Origin of the sequence: Rhodohalobacter halophilus (assembly GCF_001715195.1) — a bacterium.
GTDB lineage: Bacteria > Bacteroidota > Rhodothermia > Balneolales > Balneolaceae > Rhodohalobacter > Rhodohalobacter halophilus.
Genome location: NZ_MDWE01000005.1, coordinates 83,609 through 100,348, shown reverse-complemented (window position 1 = coordinate 100,348; position 16,740 = coordinate 83,609). Strand labels below are relative to the sequence as shown.

Sequence of the window (16,740 nt, the reverse complement as noted above, 5' to 3'; positions counted from 1 at the left end):
TAAACGAAATAAAATAGCTGAGAGTACTCTACTCAACAGTAACACTCTTAGCTAGGTTCCGCGGCTGGTCTACATTACACCCACGATTTACAGCTATGTAGTACGAGAGCAGCTGCAGCGGAATAACGGTTAGCAGAGGTGAAAACACATCATAGGTAGATGGTATAGAGATCGAATACTCAGATAGATCTTTTACATCGCTGTTCCCCTTATTCATGATGGAGATGATACGTCCCTTTCGTGCTTTCACCTCTTCTATGTTGGATATCATCTTGTCATTTGTGTGATCTGTTGCGGCAATTACAACCACCGGCATCATTTCATCGATCAGAGCGATTGGCCCATGTTTCATTTCTGCAGCAGGATACCCTTCTGCGTGGATATAAGAGATCTCCTTCAGCTTCAAAGCACCCTCAAGCGCAACAGGGAAATTGTAGCTTCGGCCCAGGTAAAGGAAATTCGGTGCATAAGTAAACATCTTCGCCATCTCTTTGGTTACATCATCGCACTCCTTTAAAATCTGATCTACTTTTTCCGGAATCGTATTCAGCTCCTTGATATATTTTTTCGCCTTTTCATTACTTATGTGCCCTTTTTTAATACCGAGAGCCAGCGCCATCATCGTTAATACCACAACCTGTGCAGTAAATGCTTTTGTGGAAGCTACCCCAATTTCCGGTCCGGCATGGGTAAATACCCCCGCATCGGTTTCGCGGGAGATCGTAGATCCCACAACATTGCAGATACCCAGAACCATCGCACCTCGCTCCTTCGCTTCACGAAGGGCCGCGAGAGTATCTGCCGTTTCACCACTTTGAGAGATCACCAACATCACATCGCCTTCTCCGATTAATGGATCACGATAGCGAAATTCAGATGCGTACTCTACCTCAACCGGTGTTTTGGCCAGATACTCGAAAAGATACTCACCCACCAGCCCGGAGTGCCAGCTGGTTCCGCATGCTGCAATGACAATTCGATTCGCGTTTGCAAGATCATCCATCACATCGGCAATTCCGCCAAGCTGCACGGTTCCCTTTTCCGGATCAATCCGCCCGCGCATACAGTCTGCCAGCGAACGGGGCTGTTCAAAAATCTCTTTTAGCATAAAGTGCGGATAACCGGCCTTTTCGATCTCCTCCAGGCTGATGGCAAGTTCATGTACCTCTTTGGTCAGAGCTACATCTTCAATTGTTTTTACCTCATATCCATCTCGAGTCACAACCGCCATTTCTCCGTCATCCAGGTAGACAACCTTGTTGGTGTACTCAACAATAGGTGACGCATCTGAAGCGATAAACATCTCATTCTCACCGATTCCAAGCAGCAAGGGTGAACCTTTTCGGGCAATGTAAATTTTTTCGGGTGTCTCCATATTTACAATGGCCAGCCCATATGTACCAACGATCTGCTTCAGAGTTAACTGAATTGCCTGTTCAAACGTAATTTCATCTGATGAAGAGTAAATCTCCTCCAGTAGCTGAGCGACAATCTCTGTATCGGTCTGACTTTTAAACGTCCGCCCTTTTTCCGTCAGCTTTTTTTTCAGAGAGGTGTAGTTTTCAATAATCCCATTGTGTACAACCGCAATATTCCCCGATTCACTCAGATGAGGATGTGAATTGATATCATTTGGTTCTCCATGAGTTGCCCAGCGTGTGTGGCCAATCCCAATGTTTCCTGCCAACCCATTTGCTTCAACTTTTTTATCTAAGTTGGCAACTTTCCCTTTCCCTTTTTGAATATTCAGCTCACCGTTCATAATGGCAACGCCGGCTGAATCATATCCGCGATACTCCAACCTTTTCAAACCTTTGATGAGTACCTGAGAAGCGTCTCTGTCACCTACATAACCTACAATTCCGCACATAAAATACCTTTATTTAATTTTCCGGCATCTTTATTTACCGGGTTCACTCTTTTTCTAATACTTTTGCGCCCACCTGTTCAAAAACGGTGTGCAATCTTCATAACGATTGTCAGATTTTTTTGCGTTATTTAAAACGTCAAACGAATTGATCTGACTAAAATTAATCCCCTGAAAAGGAAATAATAATATAATGAAATTACAATACTCCTTTTTTGAAGATCACTGCCTCGAGAATTTTCATCCTCTGACTCTTACCCGCCCCGTTTACGACCTGAGAGTGGGTATTTATACACTGGCTGAAAAATGGGCTTTCGTACTTGGAATACCTGAAAGTGTTCCGCTGTGTGGCCCAACCAGGCAGCACCTGAGAGGAGTGTTTGATCCCCCTTCTATTCATAAAGATCACGATGCCGTTCTCTGGATCAACCCGCGATTCCTACCGAATGTACATTTAAAAGAACAAATTGATGAATTAGAAATTTCTCAAGGGCTGACTTCCGGCTCGGTATTAGTGGCTGCACTGGTTTCAACCGAGATGCACAAAGAGTGGTGTAAAAATGGAATTGACGAAGAGTCGATCACTACTCAGCAGATTTCGTCAGAAGGGAGCGTAATTTTGAAAAACATCTGGGAACTGTTTCAGATAAATGGCAGCGAGATTCGGGAAGATATCCGCCGATCAGGGAAAATTGCCTACGGGGATGAAAAAATCTATCCAAACACCCTTTTTGTGAAACCGGAACAAATTTACATTGATGAAGATGCCGTGATTGAACCCGGTGCAATGCTCATTGCAGAGAAAGGCCCGATCTATATTGGTAAAAATGCCCAAATCATGGCCAATTCCGTGGTGCGGGGTCCCTCTTCAATTGGGGAAAAATCTGTGGTTAAAATGGGAGCAAAAATTTATGAAGACACCACCATCGGACCGGTTTGCAAAGTTGGCGGAGAGATTTCAAACGTAATTTTCCACTCCTATTCCAATAAAGCCCACGACGGATATGCCGGAAACTCAGTGTTTGGCCAATGGGTAAATCTCGGTGCTGACACCAACACATCGAACCTGAAAAATAACTACGGAACCGTTAAAGTGACCGAATGGACGTCCGGTAAAGAGATCGACTCCGGGCAGCAGTTTATCGGAACAATTATGGGTGACCACAGCAAAACGGGCATAAACTCTATGTTAAATACCGGAACCCTTTGCGGGGTCTGCTGCAATCTGTTTTCCGACGGATACCCACCAAAGTTCATTCCTTCATTCAGTTGGGTTAGCGGACAGAATATAGTTCCCTATCACTTCGAGAAAGCCATTGATGCAATGGAGAAAATGATGGATCGGCGTAATGTAAAACTGACTCCGTCTTATAAAAAAATGATGCAGGCTCTATTCGATTCCACCAGTTTCTGATCTGCATCCGTATTTTTTTAGGGGTTCGGCAGTTGGCAGCGGTCTATAAATCAGTGCACTTTTTAACATCATTGGAGCTATGTTTAAACGATCTATCGATTCATCTCGATTTGGTTTATACCTCGGGTTCGTACTATTCCTAATAATATTCTTTCTGCCTGCACCTGATGGGCTCGATCAAGCAGCCTGGCGGACCGCAGCCGTTGCAATTTTAATGGCCACATGGTGGATCACAGAAGCGATCCCCATTGCTGCAACCGCGCTGATGCCCATTGTTCTGTTTCCCATATTAGAAATTTCACCCATTGCCGAGGCAACCACGCCTTACGCCAATCCATTAATATTCCTTTTCATGGGCGGGTTTATTATAGCCATCGCCATGCAAACCTGGAACCTTCACAAGAGAATAGCCCTCAACATTGTCAGTTTTGTGGGGGTCAAGCCCTCATCCATTATTATTGGTTTTATTATCGCTTCTGCATTTTTAAGCATGTGGGTGAGTAATACGGCAACCGCACTGATGATGCTCCCTATTGCGGTTTCAGTACTTCAGTTTGTAGAGAACAAGGGGCCGGACGGCAAAACCACCGTCACTAATTTCGAAATCGTTCTTTTACTGGCTATTGCATACGCTTGTAATATCGGCGGAATAGGCACCCTAATCGGAACTCCACCCAACGCCCTGCTTGCGGCGTTTATGCTGGAGAGTTATGGAATTGAAATCAGTTTTGCCCGCTGGATGATGGTTGGCGTTCCGCTCGTTCTGCTGATGCTGCCCATCATGTACATTTTGCTTAGCAAGTTCATCTTTCCAATAAAGATGAAAGAGATACCCGGCGGTAAAACAATCATTTCGAATCAATTAAACGCACTGGGATCCATCTCCACACCGGAATTTCGGGTTGCAATTATCTTTACAACAACAGCCCTGCTCTGGATATTCCGCCCGTTAATCTCTGAGATAATTCCCGGGCTCTCCGACGCAGGAATTGCAATTACGGCTGGAGTCGCCCTATTTATAATTCCGAGCGGAAAAAGTTCTGGTGGAAACCTTTTGCAATGGAACAATTTACGTGATATGCCCTGGGGAATTTTAATTCTCTTCGGGGGCGGCCTGAGCCTGGCATCAGCTATCAGTTCAACCGGACTCGCTGCCTGGATCGGGCAAGGAGTGAGCGGTCTCGATGCCTTGCCCATTATTCTCCTGCTATTTGTGATGATCATGATTGTGGTATTTCTCACAGAAATCACCAGTAATACGGCCACAGCCGCGGCTTTTCTGCCAATTTTAGCATCATCAGCAATAGGAATCGGGCAAAACCCATTTCTATTTGTTATTCCGGCGGCCATTGCAGCAAGCTGTGCATTTATGCTTCCGGTTGCCACACCCCCCAACGCTATCATTTACGGAAGCGGCAAGGTATCCATCCCTCAAATGGCTAAAGCCGGAATCTGGCTTAATATTATTGTTTCGGTAATTTTGAGTATCGCCAGTTATACGCTCTTCGCGTATGTATTTGGGGTTGAGATCGGTACAATTCCAAATTGGGCAAACTGAATTTCATGAACACACTACTTGCCATAACCATAGGTCTGCTGTTTCAAAGCCCGGTTCAGGAGGAGCAGAAACAGACTCCTATTTCCATACAAAGAATCTCCTCACCCATCACACTTGATGGAATTCCCGATGAACCCGCCTGGCAGCAGATAGAACCATTTCCAATGACTGTTTATCAACCGGTTTATGGCGGGGATATGTCGAATGAAACCATCATCAAAGTAGCTTATGATGATGAATACCTTTACGTGGCCGGTGAATTGTATGACTCTGAACCGGAACATATTGTTGCCAACACTCTCTACCGGGATCGTTATAGCGGAGATGAGACATTTGCGATCATTTTGGATTCCTTTAATGATAATGAGAATGCAAAATGGTTCTTTGTCACTCCAACCGGTGTTCGAGTCGATCAGCAGATATCCAACGATTCAGAAGGGAGTAATTCATTCAATCGGGACTGGAACACCTATTGGGATGCCGCTGCTCAAATAACCGATGAAGGGTGGTTTGCAGAGATGCGTATCCCCTTCTCAAGCCTTGGTTTCACGGAGGTGAATGAAGAAGTAATAATGGGGCTGATTACCTACCGGTGGGATGCCCGCCGAGCTGAACGGCATATATTTCCCGATATCGCTCCGGAATGGTCTCGTGGATTCACCAAACCTACTCAGGCTCAAAAAGTTAAATTTACGGGAATCGAGTACCGGAAACCGGTTTATGTCACCCCCTATCTGCTTGGCGGGTTTGATCAAATCAACCTGTTGAATGAAAATGGAAATGCATTTGAAACTGAAACAGATTATGTAACTGAAGCCGGTTTGGATATTAAATATCCCATCAGTGGAAATATGAACCTGGATATCACGCTCAACACAGATTTTGCCCAGGTAGAAGCTGATGAAGCTCAGGTTAATCTATCCCGAACCCCACTTTTCTTTCCGGAAAAAAGACAGTTTTTCCAGGAACGGTCGGATATTTTTGATTTTAACCTGGGTGGAAACAACGCTCTTTTTTACAGCAGGAGAATTGGTCTTGAACAGGGGCAGCAGGTTCGTATACTTGGCGGTGCTCGCCTTGCAGGGCGTACGGGAGGCTGGGATATTGGGATTCTGAATTTACAAACTGACAGAGTGAACTCACATACCCTGCCGTCTGAAAATTTTGGAGTATATCGCGCAAAACGAAATGTGATCAATCAAAACTCACATGCCGGCGGTATGATTACAAATCGTATTGGCGGTGACGGCAGTTACAACGTTGGCGCCGGATTCGATCTGCTGCTTAACTACAAAGGGAATCACTTTCTGGATGTAAAAACTGCCACAACATTTGACGACCGCACTCCCTCCAATGCCTTAGAACAGTCACTGTTACGCTTCAATCTGCTGAAAAGAACATCGAGTGGTTTTTATTACGATTTTTCGGCTCTTCGATCGGGCGAGCATTATCTCCCGGAAGTTGGTTTTAATCCGCGTTACAACTATTCTCAATTTGAACTCGAATTGGCCTACGGACACTTCAGTTCACCGGAATCTCCGGTTCGGATTATCAACCCGTCCCTCAAGAGTTTATTGATTTTAAGAAATGAGGATCGATCGGTAGAATCCTTTCAGATAGAACAGCCGTGGGAAATAGAGCTTAAGAACGACACTGAACTATCTTTTATCGCAACTGTTTGGTACGAAGATCTTCTGTTTCCTCTCAACTTCGGTGAGAGTTCATTTGTTGATGCTGGAAGCTATACCTTTTGGGGATTTGAAGCTGAATACGAAATGCCCAGTTCAAAACAGGTTCGTACGTCCATTGCCGGCCGGGCCGGAACTTTTTATGATGGCGATCAGTATTCCTTAACGTTTTCTCCGGCCTGGAATCCGTCCAAACATTTTGAAATCAGTGCTGATGCTGAACTGAACTTTCTTCAATTTCCTAACAGAAATCAGTCGGAATATCTTCATCTGTTCAGAGTTCGTTCGATCATGGCTTTAAATACTCACCTCTCACTGCAAGTTCTATCTCAATACAGCCATCGTTCAAAACAGTTTGGAACCAATGCACGATTCCGATATAATTTTAGTGAAGGCCACGATTTCTGGATCGTTTACAGTGAACTGTCTAACCGGGATTTGAATCGAATTACTCCCACTCTTCCACGATTTGAAAACCGTACGATGCTGGTAAAATATACCTACACCTTTTATTGATTTGAACAATTCGTGGCTACCATCATCGGAGCCACGAATTTATCTTATGGTTTTTTATGAGAGTCTAATCCACACACTGTAAACCGCTCAGGTCCTGAAGATGCTGCAGTCTCTCAATCGTATATGGCACATTAAAAGCGTGTGTCCAACCAAAGATCCGGAGCCCATTGGAGTAGGTCCAGATGGGAAGTCGGCCTCGGAATGAAGGGCCTTCACCGGCTGATGGCAAACGACTGACAGACTCCAAAGCCTCTGCAAGTTCCCCTTGATTATCATAGGAGAGTACCGCATTTGGCATCTCGTCAACGGGCAAATAACGGCTTCTGTAGCACGCTTCGCGTATATACTTTTCCTCTCCGGTGAGATCATACCCTACAATCAATGGGTGAATACTTGATAGATAAGACTCCATATCGTGATCATAAGGCGGGTTATTGTAGAGACTTCGTGCATTATCTACCAACGCACGTTCCAGGTCGGGTCTTTCAAACATCTGAAGTACCTTTGACAATCCGTGTGAAATATAGTTTTGAGAATAGCCATAACGATCAATCACAATACGACCGCCCTGCTGGCGCTGCAAACTGAGCATACGTTCCAAGCGATCATCCAGCTCAGAAAGATAGATTTCATCCTTTGTTGCATCGTAAAGCTCCGCAAGATTCCAAATGGAGAGATAGAGTCTTCTGCCCGTCACTCCATGACCACCGAACTCTCTTCGCACATAATAATCTCCGGTTAAACGGGCTACATCCAGGCCACGATGGTATCCATCCAGATAGTAAGAGGCGATCCATCCGGGAACCCACACATGTGCCGACAGCATCGAAATCCACTGCTGACCTGCATGACGGCGTCCCATTCCAACATAAGGATCAATCTCAGGCTGCATTTCAGAATCAAACCAGTCAAGAGAACGGTTTGTATCGCCCCGATATCTGTTGGCCCGCGGCCAATGGGTATTATCCACATCCATTGTATGGCGGCTCATTGCTTTAGCCATCTCATAAAAATCCACATCACCGGTTCTCATAAACTGCATCCAATACTGAAAATCCATTGCAGGTTCGTTATTTGCCCACTGCACCCAGGTGTTATTGAAATAGTAATTCCGCATATCTCCATAGTCGAACATCCCGTACCACGGTTCCCATTTCTGGTTAAAGAGCATCCACTCATATTTGTACTGAAGTGATCTTTCAAGTTCATCGAACTGTGTACCGGTTCCTGCAAAGTTACCGTAAACCCCGGATCGGCTGTACCACTCCGCACCGGCATGGGCTACAGGAGGGTTCAATAAAGAGATCACTTCATCACGAACTGATTCTGCGCTTTTTCCACCTTCATGAAAATTGAGAATTACTTCTGTGGTTTTCGTTAAACCCTGGGCAAAATTCCCCACCATTCCGCCGTCCGGATTTGTATTAAACCTCGCAAAACTCATGGGTTCTTCATTGGGCGACCATGTATAAGCATGTAGGGTACCGTTTGCCGAATTTGCACTCAACTCGTTCGGATACTCCTCTACCATATTCTTCAGGGCAATTGTGATCCCTCTATTGCTGTCGGACACAGACAACCACCCTTCCGATTTCTCGCCTTCTCGTAACGTACGGTCCCCTCGAATCTCCGCTACAAATCCTTCTACCCTCTGATCTTTATCAGATACTGTCATCGGAGTTTCTCTAGCGGCTTGCGGTCCCGTCTGAAAGACAGATACGGCATTTCGACCTGTCAGCCGCTGTTCAAAATAGTCGGGTTCACCATCTTCCCACCACTTTCCGGTTTCCAATGCCGTCCGGGCATTCTGTTGCCGATCTAAATGGTACTTCAATCCAAATCCGGCAGATGCAATTCTGTCTTTCGGCCGGGTCAGCCCCTCATCTTTTGATCGCTCCTCTTCGTCAATCAACAGTTCGGTCTGGGTGCCGATATCCTCGTGCTGTCTGCCGTTTAACGGTTCACTTTGATCCGGTTTTCCGGTATAGGTGATTGTGTGCAAAACTTTCACATACGCCTTCCCGGCATACGTATGAATGTATGTTACAAACGGAGAATTTTCATGATCCTCTCGGTTATACTCATACTCTCCCTCTACTCGCAAAATTGCATGCATGGGACCGGAGCCCTTCTCAATAAAGTGCTGATGAATTACCGCATGTGAGGTATCGATTCCTGCATCATCCATCAAATCCAGAAAAGATCCCCGTTCAGCTAATCCGCTTGCGACAATATGCTCCTCATCATACCCATCCTGATCCGGGTTAAAATAGACCCGATCCAAAAATCCTGATCCCCCTTTATCCACTCGAATTTTTAGGGGGCCCGTCTCTATTTCCGCAAACCCATTGACCCGCTGATTATTTTTAAACATAATCGGGCTGTCTGTAAATACACTCTGCCGTACGTTTTCACCATACTGTACCACATACTCTTCCGACCCATCAGCAAAAAAGAAAACCCACAGCCATTTCACACTGTCATCGGCCGGTTGCCAGCTCGTTACTTCAGTTGTTTGTATGGCTATTTCATCCCCGCCGCTGTTCAGTACCCGAACATGATCCGGAGATTTCAACTCCCCTTTCTGAAACGGAAGGCCGAATTTAACCGGTGCACCTTCGGCAGACCGCTGAACCTGAACGGTTACTTCGGATCCTGACTGAGCGTAAACCGTTGGTAATGAGAGCTGAATACATGCAATCAGTAATAGAAAAGAGAGAAGTTTTTTCATCATTATTCGGTGTATTTAACGTTGATATGATTTGCGCAGAGTGCCGCTGCCCCTAAAACTGCAATGTGTTTAGTCTTTGAAACCGTGATTTCGACATTGGTGAGAGAGTGAGGGAAACCGAAGCTTTTGAGCTCTTGTTCAAAACTCCGTTCAAACAGATGGAACGTTTGACTGACAGATCCTCCCAGAATGATCGATTCGGGATCATAGGTGTAGAGAACCATCTTAATTGCCTCCGCAACATAGCCTCCAAACTGCTGAAAAAGTTTTATGGAAGCAGCATCACCATTAATGGCTTTATTGTAGATCTCTTCTCCCTTCACCCCAACCAGCCGTGTAAAAAATTGCCCGCTGCAGTAGTGTTCCAAAATGGACTGTTTGTAGGGAATCATGCCAAATTCACCGGCACCGCAATTCCGGCCTTCGTACAGCTTTCCATCAATAATGATACCGCCGGCAAAACCGGTACCTATAATCAGCCCGATCATATTATTTTTCCCCCTGCCATTGCCAAACATCCATTCACCCAAGGCAAAACAGTTCGCATCGTTGTTTAAGAAAACACTTTTACCGGTTTTCTCTTCCAGCAGGTCTTTCAGATGAACTTTTTCCCATCCGGGAATATTCTGAACATCATAGACAATCCCCTCATCGGAATCCACAACACTGGGAACTCCAATTCCGATATGATCTGCACCATCGTCAACGGTTTGGATCATTTCTTCCATTTTGTTCAGAATGGACATTACCGATTTATCTTCGGGAAGTTTACACGTTTCAAGACGTTCGAGTCTATCGCCACGAACAAGACCAACACGCAGGTTTGTTGCTCCCAGGTCAATGCCTATTACCGGTTCCTTCAGTTTGTGATTTGACATGTGTTCTCTAAAAATGAATTTATGAAAAAAAAGCCGTCCGGCTACCAAACCGGCACGGCTTAGGTACGTTATGAAGAGTTATACTTAATTTCCTAACATCGGGAATATCATTCGAAGCTCATCTTCAGTCGGATAGCGTCCGTATTCTGCAATTTCAAATGATTCGGCATATTTAAACTGAGCTGCCCGCTGTGAACCGTACCATTTTTCCAGTCCGGCTCTCTGCTCATCTGACATTTCACGACCGATCCATCGCTGACGCAGCCACTCCAGGCGCTCATCAGGATCTTCCGGAACTTCATCCAGGCGGTGGCTGGTCCATGGCAGCCACTCATACATTTGCGATGTATGTGCATCCAGTCCGGCAAGTTTGGTTTCTATGTGAGAATCGATACCTACCACAACATCGTGGCTAAACGGATTCGGCTTACTGAAGCGATCTTGCATATAAAAGAACACCGGGTTGTTTCGCAGTGGCGGGGTGTCCGGTGCCACATTAGGAACAATCACCATATAGGAAGCGTCGATTACCAACTTGCCTGCGTTTCGGTGATCGGGATGGTAATCGTTGGGGCGTAAACCCAGTACTACATCAGCATTCCAATCGCGAATGGCACGTATCACATCCATCCGTATATGAAGATCGGGGAGCAGCTCTGCATCGTGATTATCAAAAACTTCATACTCTTTTAAGCCAAGTCGTTTACCGGCTTCTTCGGCTTCGGCCCGGCGAATTCTTGCAAGGGCTCCTCCGCCTTTTTCGTGGTGACCGGCATCTCCGTTTGTGAGGGAGAGAAATTTCACCTCATGGCCCATTTCTGCCATCATTGCGGCAGTTGCACCCATTTTTGAGTCAGCGTCATCCGGGTGGGCAAAAATGGCTATCACACGCAGAGGCGTATCAGCCGATGTGTTGATCTGCGCTTTTAACGCCGATGCCATCACAAATAGCAGCGCAAAAGTAGTTAGAACGAATTTCTTCATGGTATTCTTAATTAGATACTTTAATGATTTTAATTTGGCCCGAAACAATACGAATACCATTCCGGGCCGAGGTCATATAATTTACAGCGGATTTTGCTCCAATGCGCCGGGAGCTGCATCCAGCTCTCGTTGTGGAATTGGGTAGAGGAGTCGAACATCAGAAGGTGTCACTCCCTGATCAGACAGGAAGTTAGACATCACCTGCTGTGCAACACCAAATCGCAGAAGATCCGGCCACCGCTTATTCTCACCTACAAATTCCCGGCGGCGTTCGTGAAGAAGAATATCCTCAAACGTTCCCGGCAGTGTAGCGGATGGAGTTGTAAGACCTGCACGTTCCCGAACTTCATCAATCAGGTCGTAAGCTTCAGGGCTCTCCCCGATCGCCTCTGCAAGCATCAGCAGAACATCGGCATAGCGGAAAACGACAAAGTTTACATCCGAATCAAATGCGATTGACTGGATGGCATCGTACTTGTTCAGGTACTCATCACCATCTTCATCCAGGCCGATTGTGTTAAACCGATCATCTCCGGTTTCATCATATGCATCCAGCAGATCGTCGGTTACTCCCTGAGGTACGTTTCCGCCACCCACACCGCCTGAAATACTCAGATCCGGAGAGTAGTACTCGGTAAACCCGCTTCCTGTACCCTGTCCGCCCGATTTATACTGAATCTCAAAAATAGACTCAATATTATTCTCATTAGACGGTCCCCATAGATTTTCGTACTCCGATACAAGGTCGTACTCCTGAGAGTTAACTACCCGTCGAAGTGCTGTTTCTGCCTGACCGGCATTGCCATTGGTTAAGTGAACAAGGCCGAGGAGTGTAGCTGCGGCACCGCTTGTGGCACGGCCAACATCACCGCCTGAATAGGATGCAGGAAGTAATCCTTCCGCAGTTCCAAGGTCGGTAATAATCTGATCGTAAATCACATCAGCCGTTACCTGGTTGATCTCGATATTGGGTGTTGTTACCTCTTCCAGCTGAATTGGAATATTCCCAAATGTAACCGCCAGATTGTAGTAGACCAGCGATCGGATAAATAGGGCTTCCCCTCTGATACGATCGGCAAGTGCAGGATTATCAAAGTTTACATTATCAATTCTGCTTAGGATCGTGTTGGTACTGGCAATCACCTTGTAGCCGCCTGCCCACGTATTTTCGAGCTCGGTTGCGTCGGGCAGCTCCTCAAACAGAGTAATACGTTCAAGAGATTCGGCCAACCCGGTTGCACCGCCGGCATTGGTTGTATTATCTGATCTCATCTCATGCAGAAGCATCAGATTTCTACCGTACAGATTGTTGGAGGCTAATCCGGCATAGGCGCCGTTTATCGCTACCCGGAAATCTGTATCGGTTTGATAGAAGTTCTCTACGTTACGTTCCGATTGCGGAGCGAGAATGGTAAAATCATCTCCGCACGAAACTACCAGAATCAATGCCGGCAGTACCAGCAATAGTTTTTTTAGTCTATTCATAATATTCACCATAGTTTCTTTTTGCATTAAAAGGAGATGTCGATACCAAACTGGAAGGCTCTCGACAACGGATAAGCTCCGTAATCCTCACCCGGGGTCAATCCACTGCTTTGGGAGAGATTCACTTCGGGGTTAAACCCGATGTAATCTGTCCAGATTGCCACATTGGTTACAGTTCCGTACACACGCACATTGCGTGCAAAACCGTCGATCAGACGTACAGGTACTGTATAGCCAAGCGTGATATTCTTCAGCTTGATATAGGATCCATCTTCAACCTGATAGGATGACGGGCGGTTGTTATTACCGCCTGATACACGGTCTGCTTTCGGATCAATTCCGTTTCCGGGATTTTCCGGTGACCTCCATCGTTCGTTCAGAATAGCGTACGACCCAAAGTTTGCCTCACCGTTTCGAAGGTGGCGGCTGGTCAGGTTCAACACTTCACGCCCCTGAACTCCCTGGAAGAAGAAACTGAAATCAACATTTTTCCAGTTGAACCGGTTGGTAATACCCCAGGTAAAATCAGGATGATAACTTCCGATTACCGTTCTGTCCTGATCGTCAATCACACCATCACCATTGATATCTTTAAATCTGAAATCACCCGGTGTAGGATCTGATGCCAGCATGTCTGTGGGAGCATTATCAATCTCATCCTGCGTCTGGAAGATTCCCTCCACAACATGACCGTAATAACTTCCGATCGGGTCTCCGATCCGGGTAATGTGGCGAACTCCTGCAGCACCCGGCACCAGAATTGGATCTCCTTCAGGACCAAGCGCAATCACTTCATTACGGTTCGACCCAAAGTTGAAGTCCGTTGACCACTGGAACGCTCCAACGGTATTTCTGGATGTCAACTGAATCTCGAATCCTTTATTCTCCACTTCACCGATATTGGTTAATGCACGGGTAAATCCTGTAATTGCAGGGATATTCACCTCAAGCAACAGATCTTCTGTTCTACTCACGTAATAGTCGAGTGAACCGTAAATTCGATCTTCCATCAGTGCAAAGTCAATTCCGGCATTTAATTGTCGGGTTGTCTCCCAGGTTAGTTCGGAGTTCCCCAGTGTTGCCGGTTGCGCTCCGGATACTACCTGATCATCAAACACATAGTTTGAACCTGCAAGCAGGCCGATTGATCCGTAGTTTGGAATAAGGAAGTTACCGGTCACACCGTAACTGATACGTGGTTTGAGCTCGTTAAACAGATCCTGATCCTGCATGAATGATTCATTCGTCATCTGCCATCCCAGCGATACAGAAGGGAATACACCTGTCTGATTGTTCACTCCAAAACGTGACGAACGGTCGGAACGGATGGTGGCTGTAAGCAGATATCGGTTTTTGTATACATAGTTGGCACGTGCCAGGTACGATACCAGCGACCACTCTTCAATCATCTGCTCACCACCGGTAATCTGACCGCCATTTACGGTTTTTACCTGATCATCCGGATAGTTTTGAGCGATGACAAGATTTCTCTCATCTTCCTGCTTTTGAGCGGTGAAACCCAAAACAGCGTCAAGCCTGTGATCCTGACCAAAGTTAGTCTGATAGGTCAGTGTGTTTTCCCAAAGCCAGTTAAAGCCCTGTGCCGACGACGATTCACCGTATGGCCGCGGATCTCCGCCTCGGTAATAGAGTTGAGTACCCTGGTAGAATGAACGCTGGTAGTTATCCAGATCATACCCGATCAGAGACTTAAACTGAAGGTTGTCCATCAGATTGTACGTCCCGAACAGGTTACCGAAAATTCTGTTGTTTTTGATCTTCTCATCAATATAGTCACGAACAGCCAGTGGGTGGTTTGTCGTGGTTGTTGCCCCGCCAAGCTGGTTATGACTTCCCTCCAACTGACGATACGTTCCATCTTCGTTGTAAGGATCTACAACCGGAGATTGTGTCATGGCTGAGTAGATGATACCCGGCGGATTCCCAAAGTATGGTGCACCTGCCGCCTTTCTGTCGTGTTCTGTGAAGGCTGCATTTAACCCAAGACCAATTTGAAATTTCTCAGAAATGTCCGTTGTCAGATTGGCATTCACGGAGTAACGGTTGAAACCTGAATCCTTGATAATACCGGTCTGATCCATAAACCCGCCTCCAACAAAGTAGGTGAAGTTAGATCCACCGCCTGAAACAGACATATCATAATTTTGCAGAACCGATGGTTCAAGTACAAGGTCGAGCCAATCTGTGTCGGTTCCGTCCCAGTTTACGTACGCATCCGGAATCAGGTGGTTACCGGTAGCACCCGATGCTTCCCGCCCGGCATTGGTATCCGGATTGTACTGAGGGTTATAAAAAGGACTTGCCGGATTGGTCGGATCCTGTTGGCGCAGATAGGTATTATTTCTGGAATCCTTGGTATACTCAATAATCTCCTCTGCATTCATCAGCTCGGGCACATTAAATGCGGATTGAACACCTACATAAGACCTCAAATTAATCTGCGGAGGACTATCTGCACGCCCGCGTTTTGTAGTTACCAGAATAACACCATTTGAGCCGCGCGATCCGTAAATAGCTGCAGCCGAAGCGTCTTTCAACACTTCAATCGACTCAATATCGTTCGGGTTGATTGTTGCCAACGGGTTGACACGAGTAGCAGCAAAGTTTGGATTTTGCGAACCCACATTTTGCTGCAGGTTGAAATTCTGAGATACCGGTACACCGTCAATCACATAGAGCGGTTCATTCCCGGCCGATATCGAACCTGTACCCCGAATAGTAATCTGGGGTGCGGCGCCCGGCTCACCGGTCGATTCAGCTACATTTACACCGGCTAGTCGGCCCTGAAGTGCATTTTCGAAGCTGGAACCCGGGTTATTCTGGATGGATTCCGCCCGAATAGATGTAACCGCACCGGTAACTTCCGTTCTTCTTTGAACACCGTAACCAACTACGACCACATCTTCGAGCATGGCTACATCAGAACGTAACTCAATAAAAAATTCAGTCTCATCGCCGATTGTAACTTCTTGCCGAACATATCCTACATACGAAAATGCGAGTACTTCCCCTCCATCCGGTACAGTTAACGTAAATCGTCCATCGGCGTTCGTTGTGGTACCTGTCTGGGTTCCCACCACAAATACGGTTACACCCATCAGCGGTTCACCGGTATCAGCATCAACTACTTGTCCTTGGACATCCACCATCAACTCCTCTTCTTCAACTTCCTCAACTACTCGTTCCCGAAGAACTATCTGGCGGCGGGATGTTATGACCGCTTCGTAGCCGGTGTCTTTCAATATTTGTTCAAGTGTTTCGCCAACTGTAATCTCACTGTGCTGCAGTGTTACGAGCTTGTCATCACTGAAAACTCCTGAATCGAAAGCAATTTCAAGGTTTGCCTTTTCGGCCACCTGAAAAAGCGCTTCCACTATCGGGACATTTTTAAAATCAACAGCAATTGGCGATTTCAACTCCCTCAATTGGTCACTGTAATCCTGTATGGAATAGTAAACCAGTTGCGGTAACTCCGATTCCGGAGACTGTACTTGGGTGGATGCCTTAATCGGTACCAATGATGTAAGTAACACCATTAATGCCAGTAAAGGCAATCCTTTTGACAACGTAACGGTCTTCATACGCGTGGGTTTTTGGT

At 46.2% G+C, this 16,740-nt stretch carries 9 protein-coding genes; 3 read left to right on the top strand and 6 right to left on the bottom strand.

Features of this window, described 5'->3' with window-relative positions; all coding sequences use genetic code 11:
* Nucleotides 1–28 precede the first annotated feature (28 nt).
* Nucleotides 29–1,870 (bottom strand): glutamine--fructose-6-phosphate transaminase (isomerizing), encoded by a 1,842-nt coding sequence (gene glmS / locus BG260_RS02220; protein ID WP_069130308.1) that lies wholly within the window; start codon nt 1,868–1,870, stop codon nt 29–31.
* Nucleotides 1,871–2,060: 190 nt separating this feature from the next.
* On the opposite strand from glmS, the gene BG260_RS02215 reads away from it, so the two are divergent.
* The 3 genes from BG260_RS02215 (at nt 2,061) to BG260_RS02205 (ending at nt 7,043) form a co-directional block, all read left to right on the top strand.
* Nucleotides 2,061–3,281 (top strand): putative sugar nucleotidyl transferase, encoded by a 1,221-nt coding sequence (locus BG260_RS02215; protein WP_069130307.1) that lies wholly within the window; start codon nt 2,061–2,063, stop codon nt 3,279–3,281.
* A 79-nt stretch (nt 3,282–3,360) separates the two neighbouring features.
* Complete coding sequence (locus tag BG260_RS02210) at nt 3,361–4,839, top strand: SLC13 family permease (protein WP_069130306.1); 1,479 nt, start codon at nt 3,361–3,363, stop codon at nt 4,837–4,839.
* Between the two features lie 5 nt (nt 4,840–4,844).
* On the top strand, nt 4,845–7,043 hold the full coding sequence (locus tag BG260_RS02205; RefSeq protein WP_069130305.1) for a carbohydrate binding family 9 domain-containing protein: 2,199 nt from the start codon (nt 4,845–4,847) through the stop codon (nt 7,041–7,043).
* A gap of 64 nt (nt 7,044–7,107) precedes the next feature.
* Here BG260_RS02205 and BG260_RS02200 read toward each other — a convergent pair whose 3' ends face one another.
* The 5 genes from BG260_RS02200 to BG260_RS02180 form a co-directional block, all read right to left on the bottom strand.
* Complete coding sequence (locus BG260_RS02200; RefSeq protein ID WP_245683878.1) at nt 7,108–9,777, bottom strand: exo-rhamnogalacturonan lyase family protein; 2,670 nt, start codon at nt 9,775–9,777, stop codon at nt 7,108–7,110.
* The gene (locus tag BG260_RS02195; RefSeq protein WP_069130304.1) at nt 9,777–10,652 is read right to left on the bottom strand and encodes an ROK family protein; all 876 of its coding nucleotides are present in this window, start codon (nt 10,650–10,652) and stop codon (nt 9,777–9,779) included. The genes BG260_RS02200 and BG260_RS02195 overlap by 1 nt, the downstream gene beginning before the upstream one ends.
* 84 nt (nt 10,653–10,736) lie before the next feature.
* Nucleotides 10,737–11,636 (bottom strand): PIG-L deacetylase family protein, encoded by a 900-nt coding sequence (locus BG260_RS02190; RefSeq protein ID WP_069130303.1) that lies wholly within the window; start codon nt 11,634–11,636, stop codon nt 10,737–10,739.
* Nucleotides 11,637–11,717: 81 nt separating this feature from the next.
* Nucleotides 11,718–13,121 carry a RagB/SusD family nutrient uptake outer membrane protein gene (locus BG260_RS02185; RefSeq protein WP_069130364.1) on the bottom strand — a complete coding sequence of 468 codons (1,404 nt, stop codon included), beginning with the start codon at nt 13,119–13,121 and terminating at the stop codon, nt 11,718–11,720.
* 26 nt (nt 13,122–13,147) lie between these two features.
* Nucleotides 13,148–16,723, bottom strand: a complete 3,576-nt coding sequence (locus tag BG260_RS02180; protein ID WP_245683877.1) for a SusC/RagA family TonB-linked outer membrane protein — start codon at nt 16,721–16,723, stop codon at nt 13,148–13,150.
* Between the last annotated feature and the right edge of the window lie 17 nt (nt 16,724–16,740).

What these genes read in the sequence shown, in the direction of transcription:
- BG260_RS02190 (WP_069130303.1), bottom strand. Translation starts at nt 11,636, where the DNA reads ATGAAGAAATTCGTTCTAACTACTTTTGCGCTGCTATTTGTGATGGCA.
- glmS (WP_069130308.1), bottom strand. Translation starts at nt 1,870, where the DNA reads ATGTGCGGAATTGTAGGTTATGTAGGTGACAGAGACGCTTCTCAGGTA.
- BG260_RS02215 (WP_069130307.1), top strand. Translation starts at nt 2,061, where the DNA reads ATGAAATTACAATACTCCTTTTTTGAAGATCACTGCCTCGAGAATTTT.
- BG260_RS02180 (WP_245683877.1), bottom strand. Translation starts at nt 16,723, where the DNA reads ATGAAGACCGTTACGTTGTCAAAAGGATTGCCTTTACTGGCATTAATG.
- BG260_RS02195 (WP_069130304.1), bottom strand. Translation starts at nt 10,652, where the DNA reads ATGTCAAATCACAAACTGAAGGAACCGGTAATAGGCATTGACCTGGGA.
- BG260_RS02185 (WP_069130364.1), bottom strand. Translation starts at nt 13,121, where the DNA reads ATGAATAGACTAAAAAAACTATTGCTGGTACTGCCGGCATTGATTCTG.
- BG260_RS02210 (WP_069130306.1), top strand. Translation starts at nt 3,361, where the DNA reads ATGTTTAAACGATCTATCGATTCATCTCGATTTGGTTTATACCTCGGG.
- BG260_RS02200 (WP_245683878.1), bottom strand. Translation starts at nt 9,777, where the DNA reads ATGATGAAAAAACTTCTCTCTTTTCTATTACTGATTGCATGTATTCAG.
- BG260_RS02205 (WP_069130305.1), top strand. Translation starts at nt 4,845, where the DNA reads ATGAACACACTACTTGCCATAACCATAGGTCTGCTGTTTCAAAGCCCG.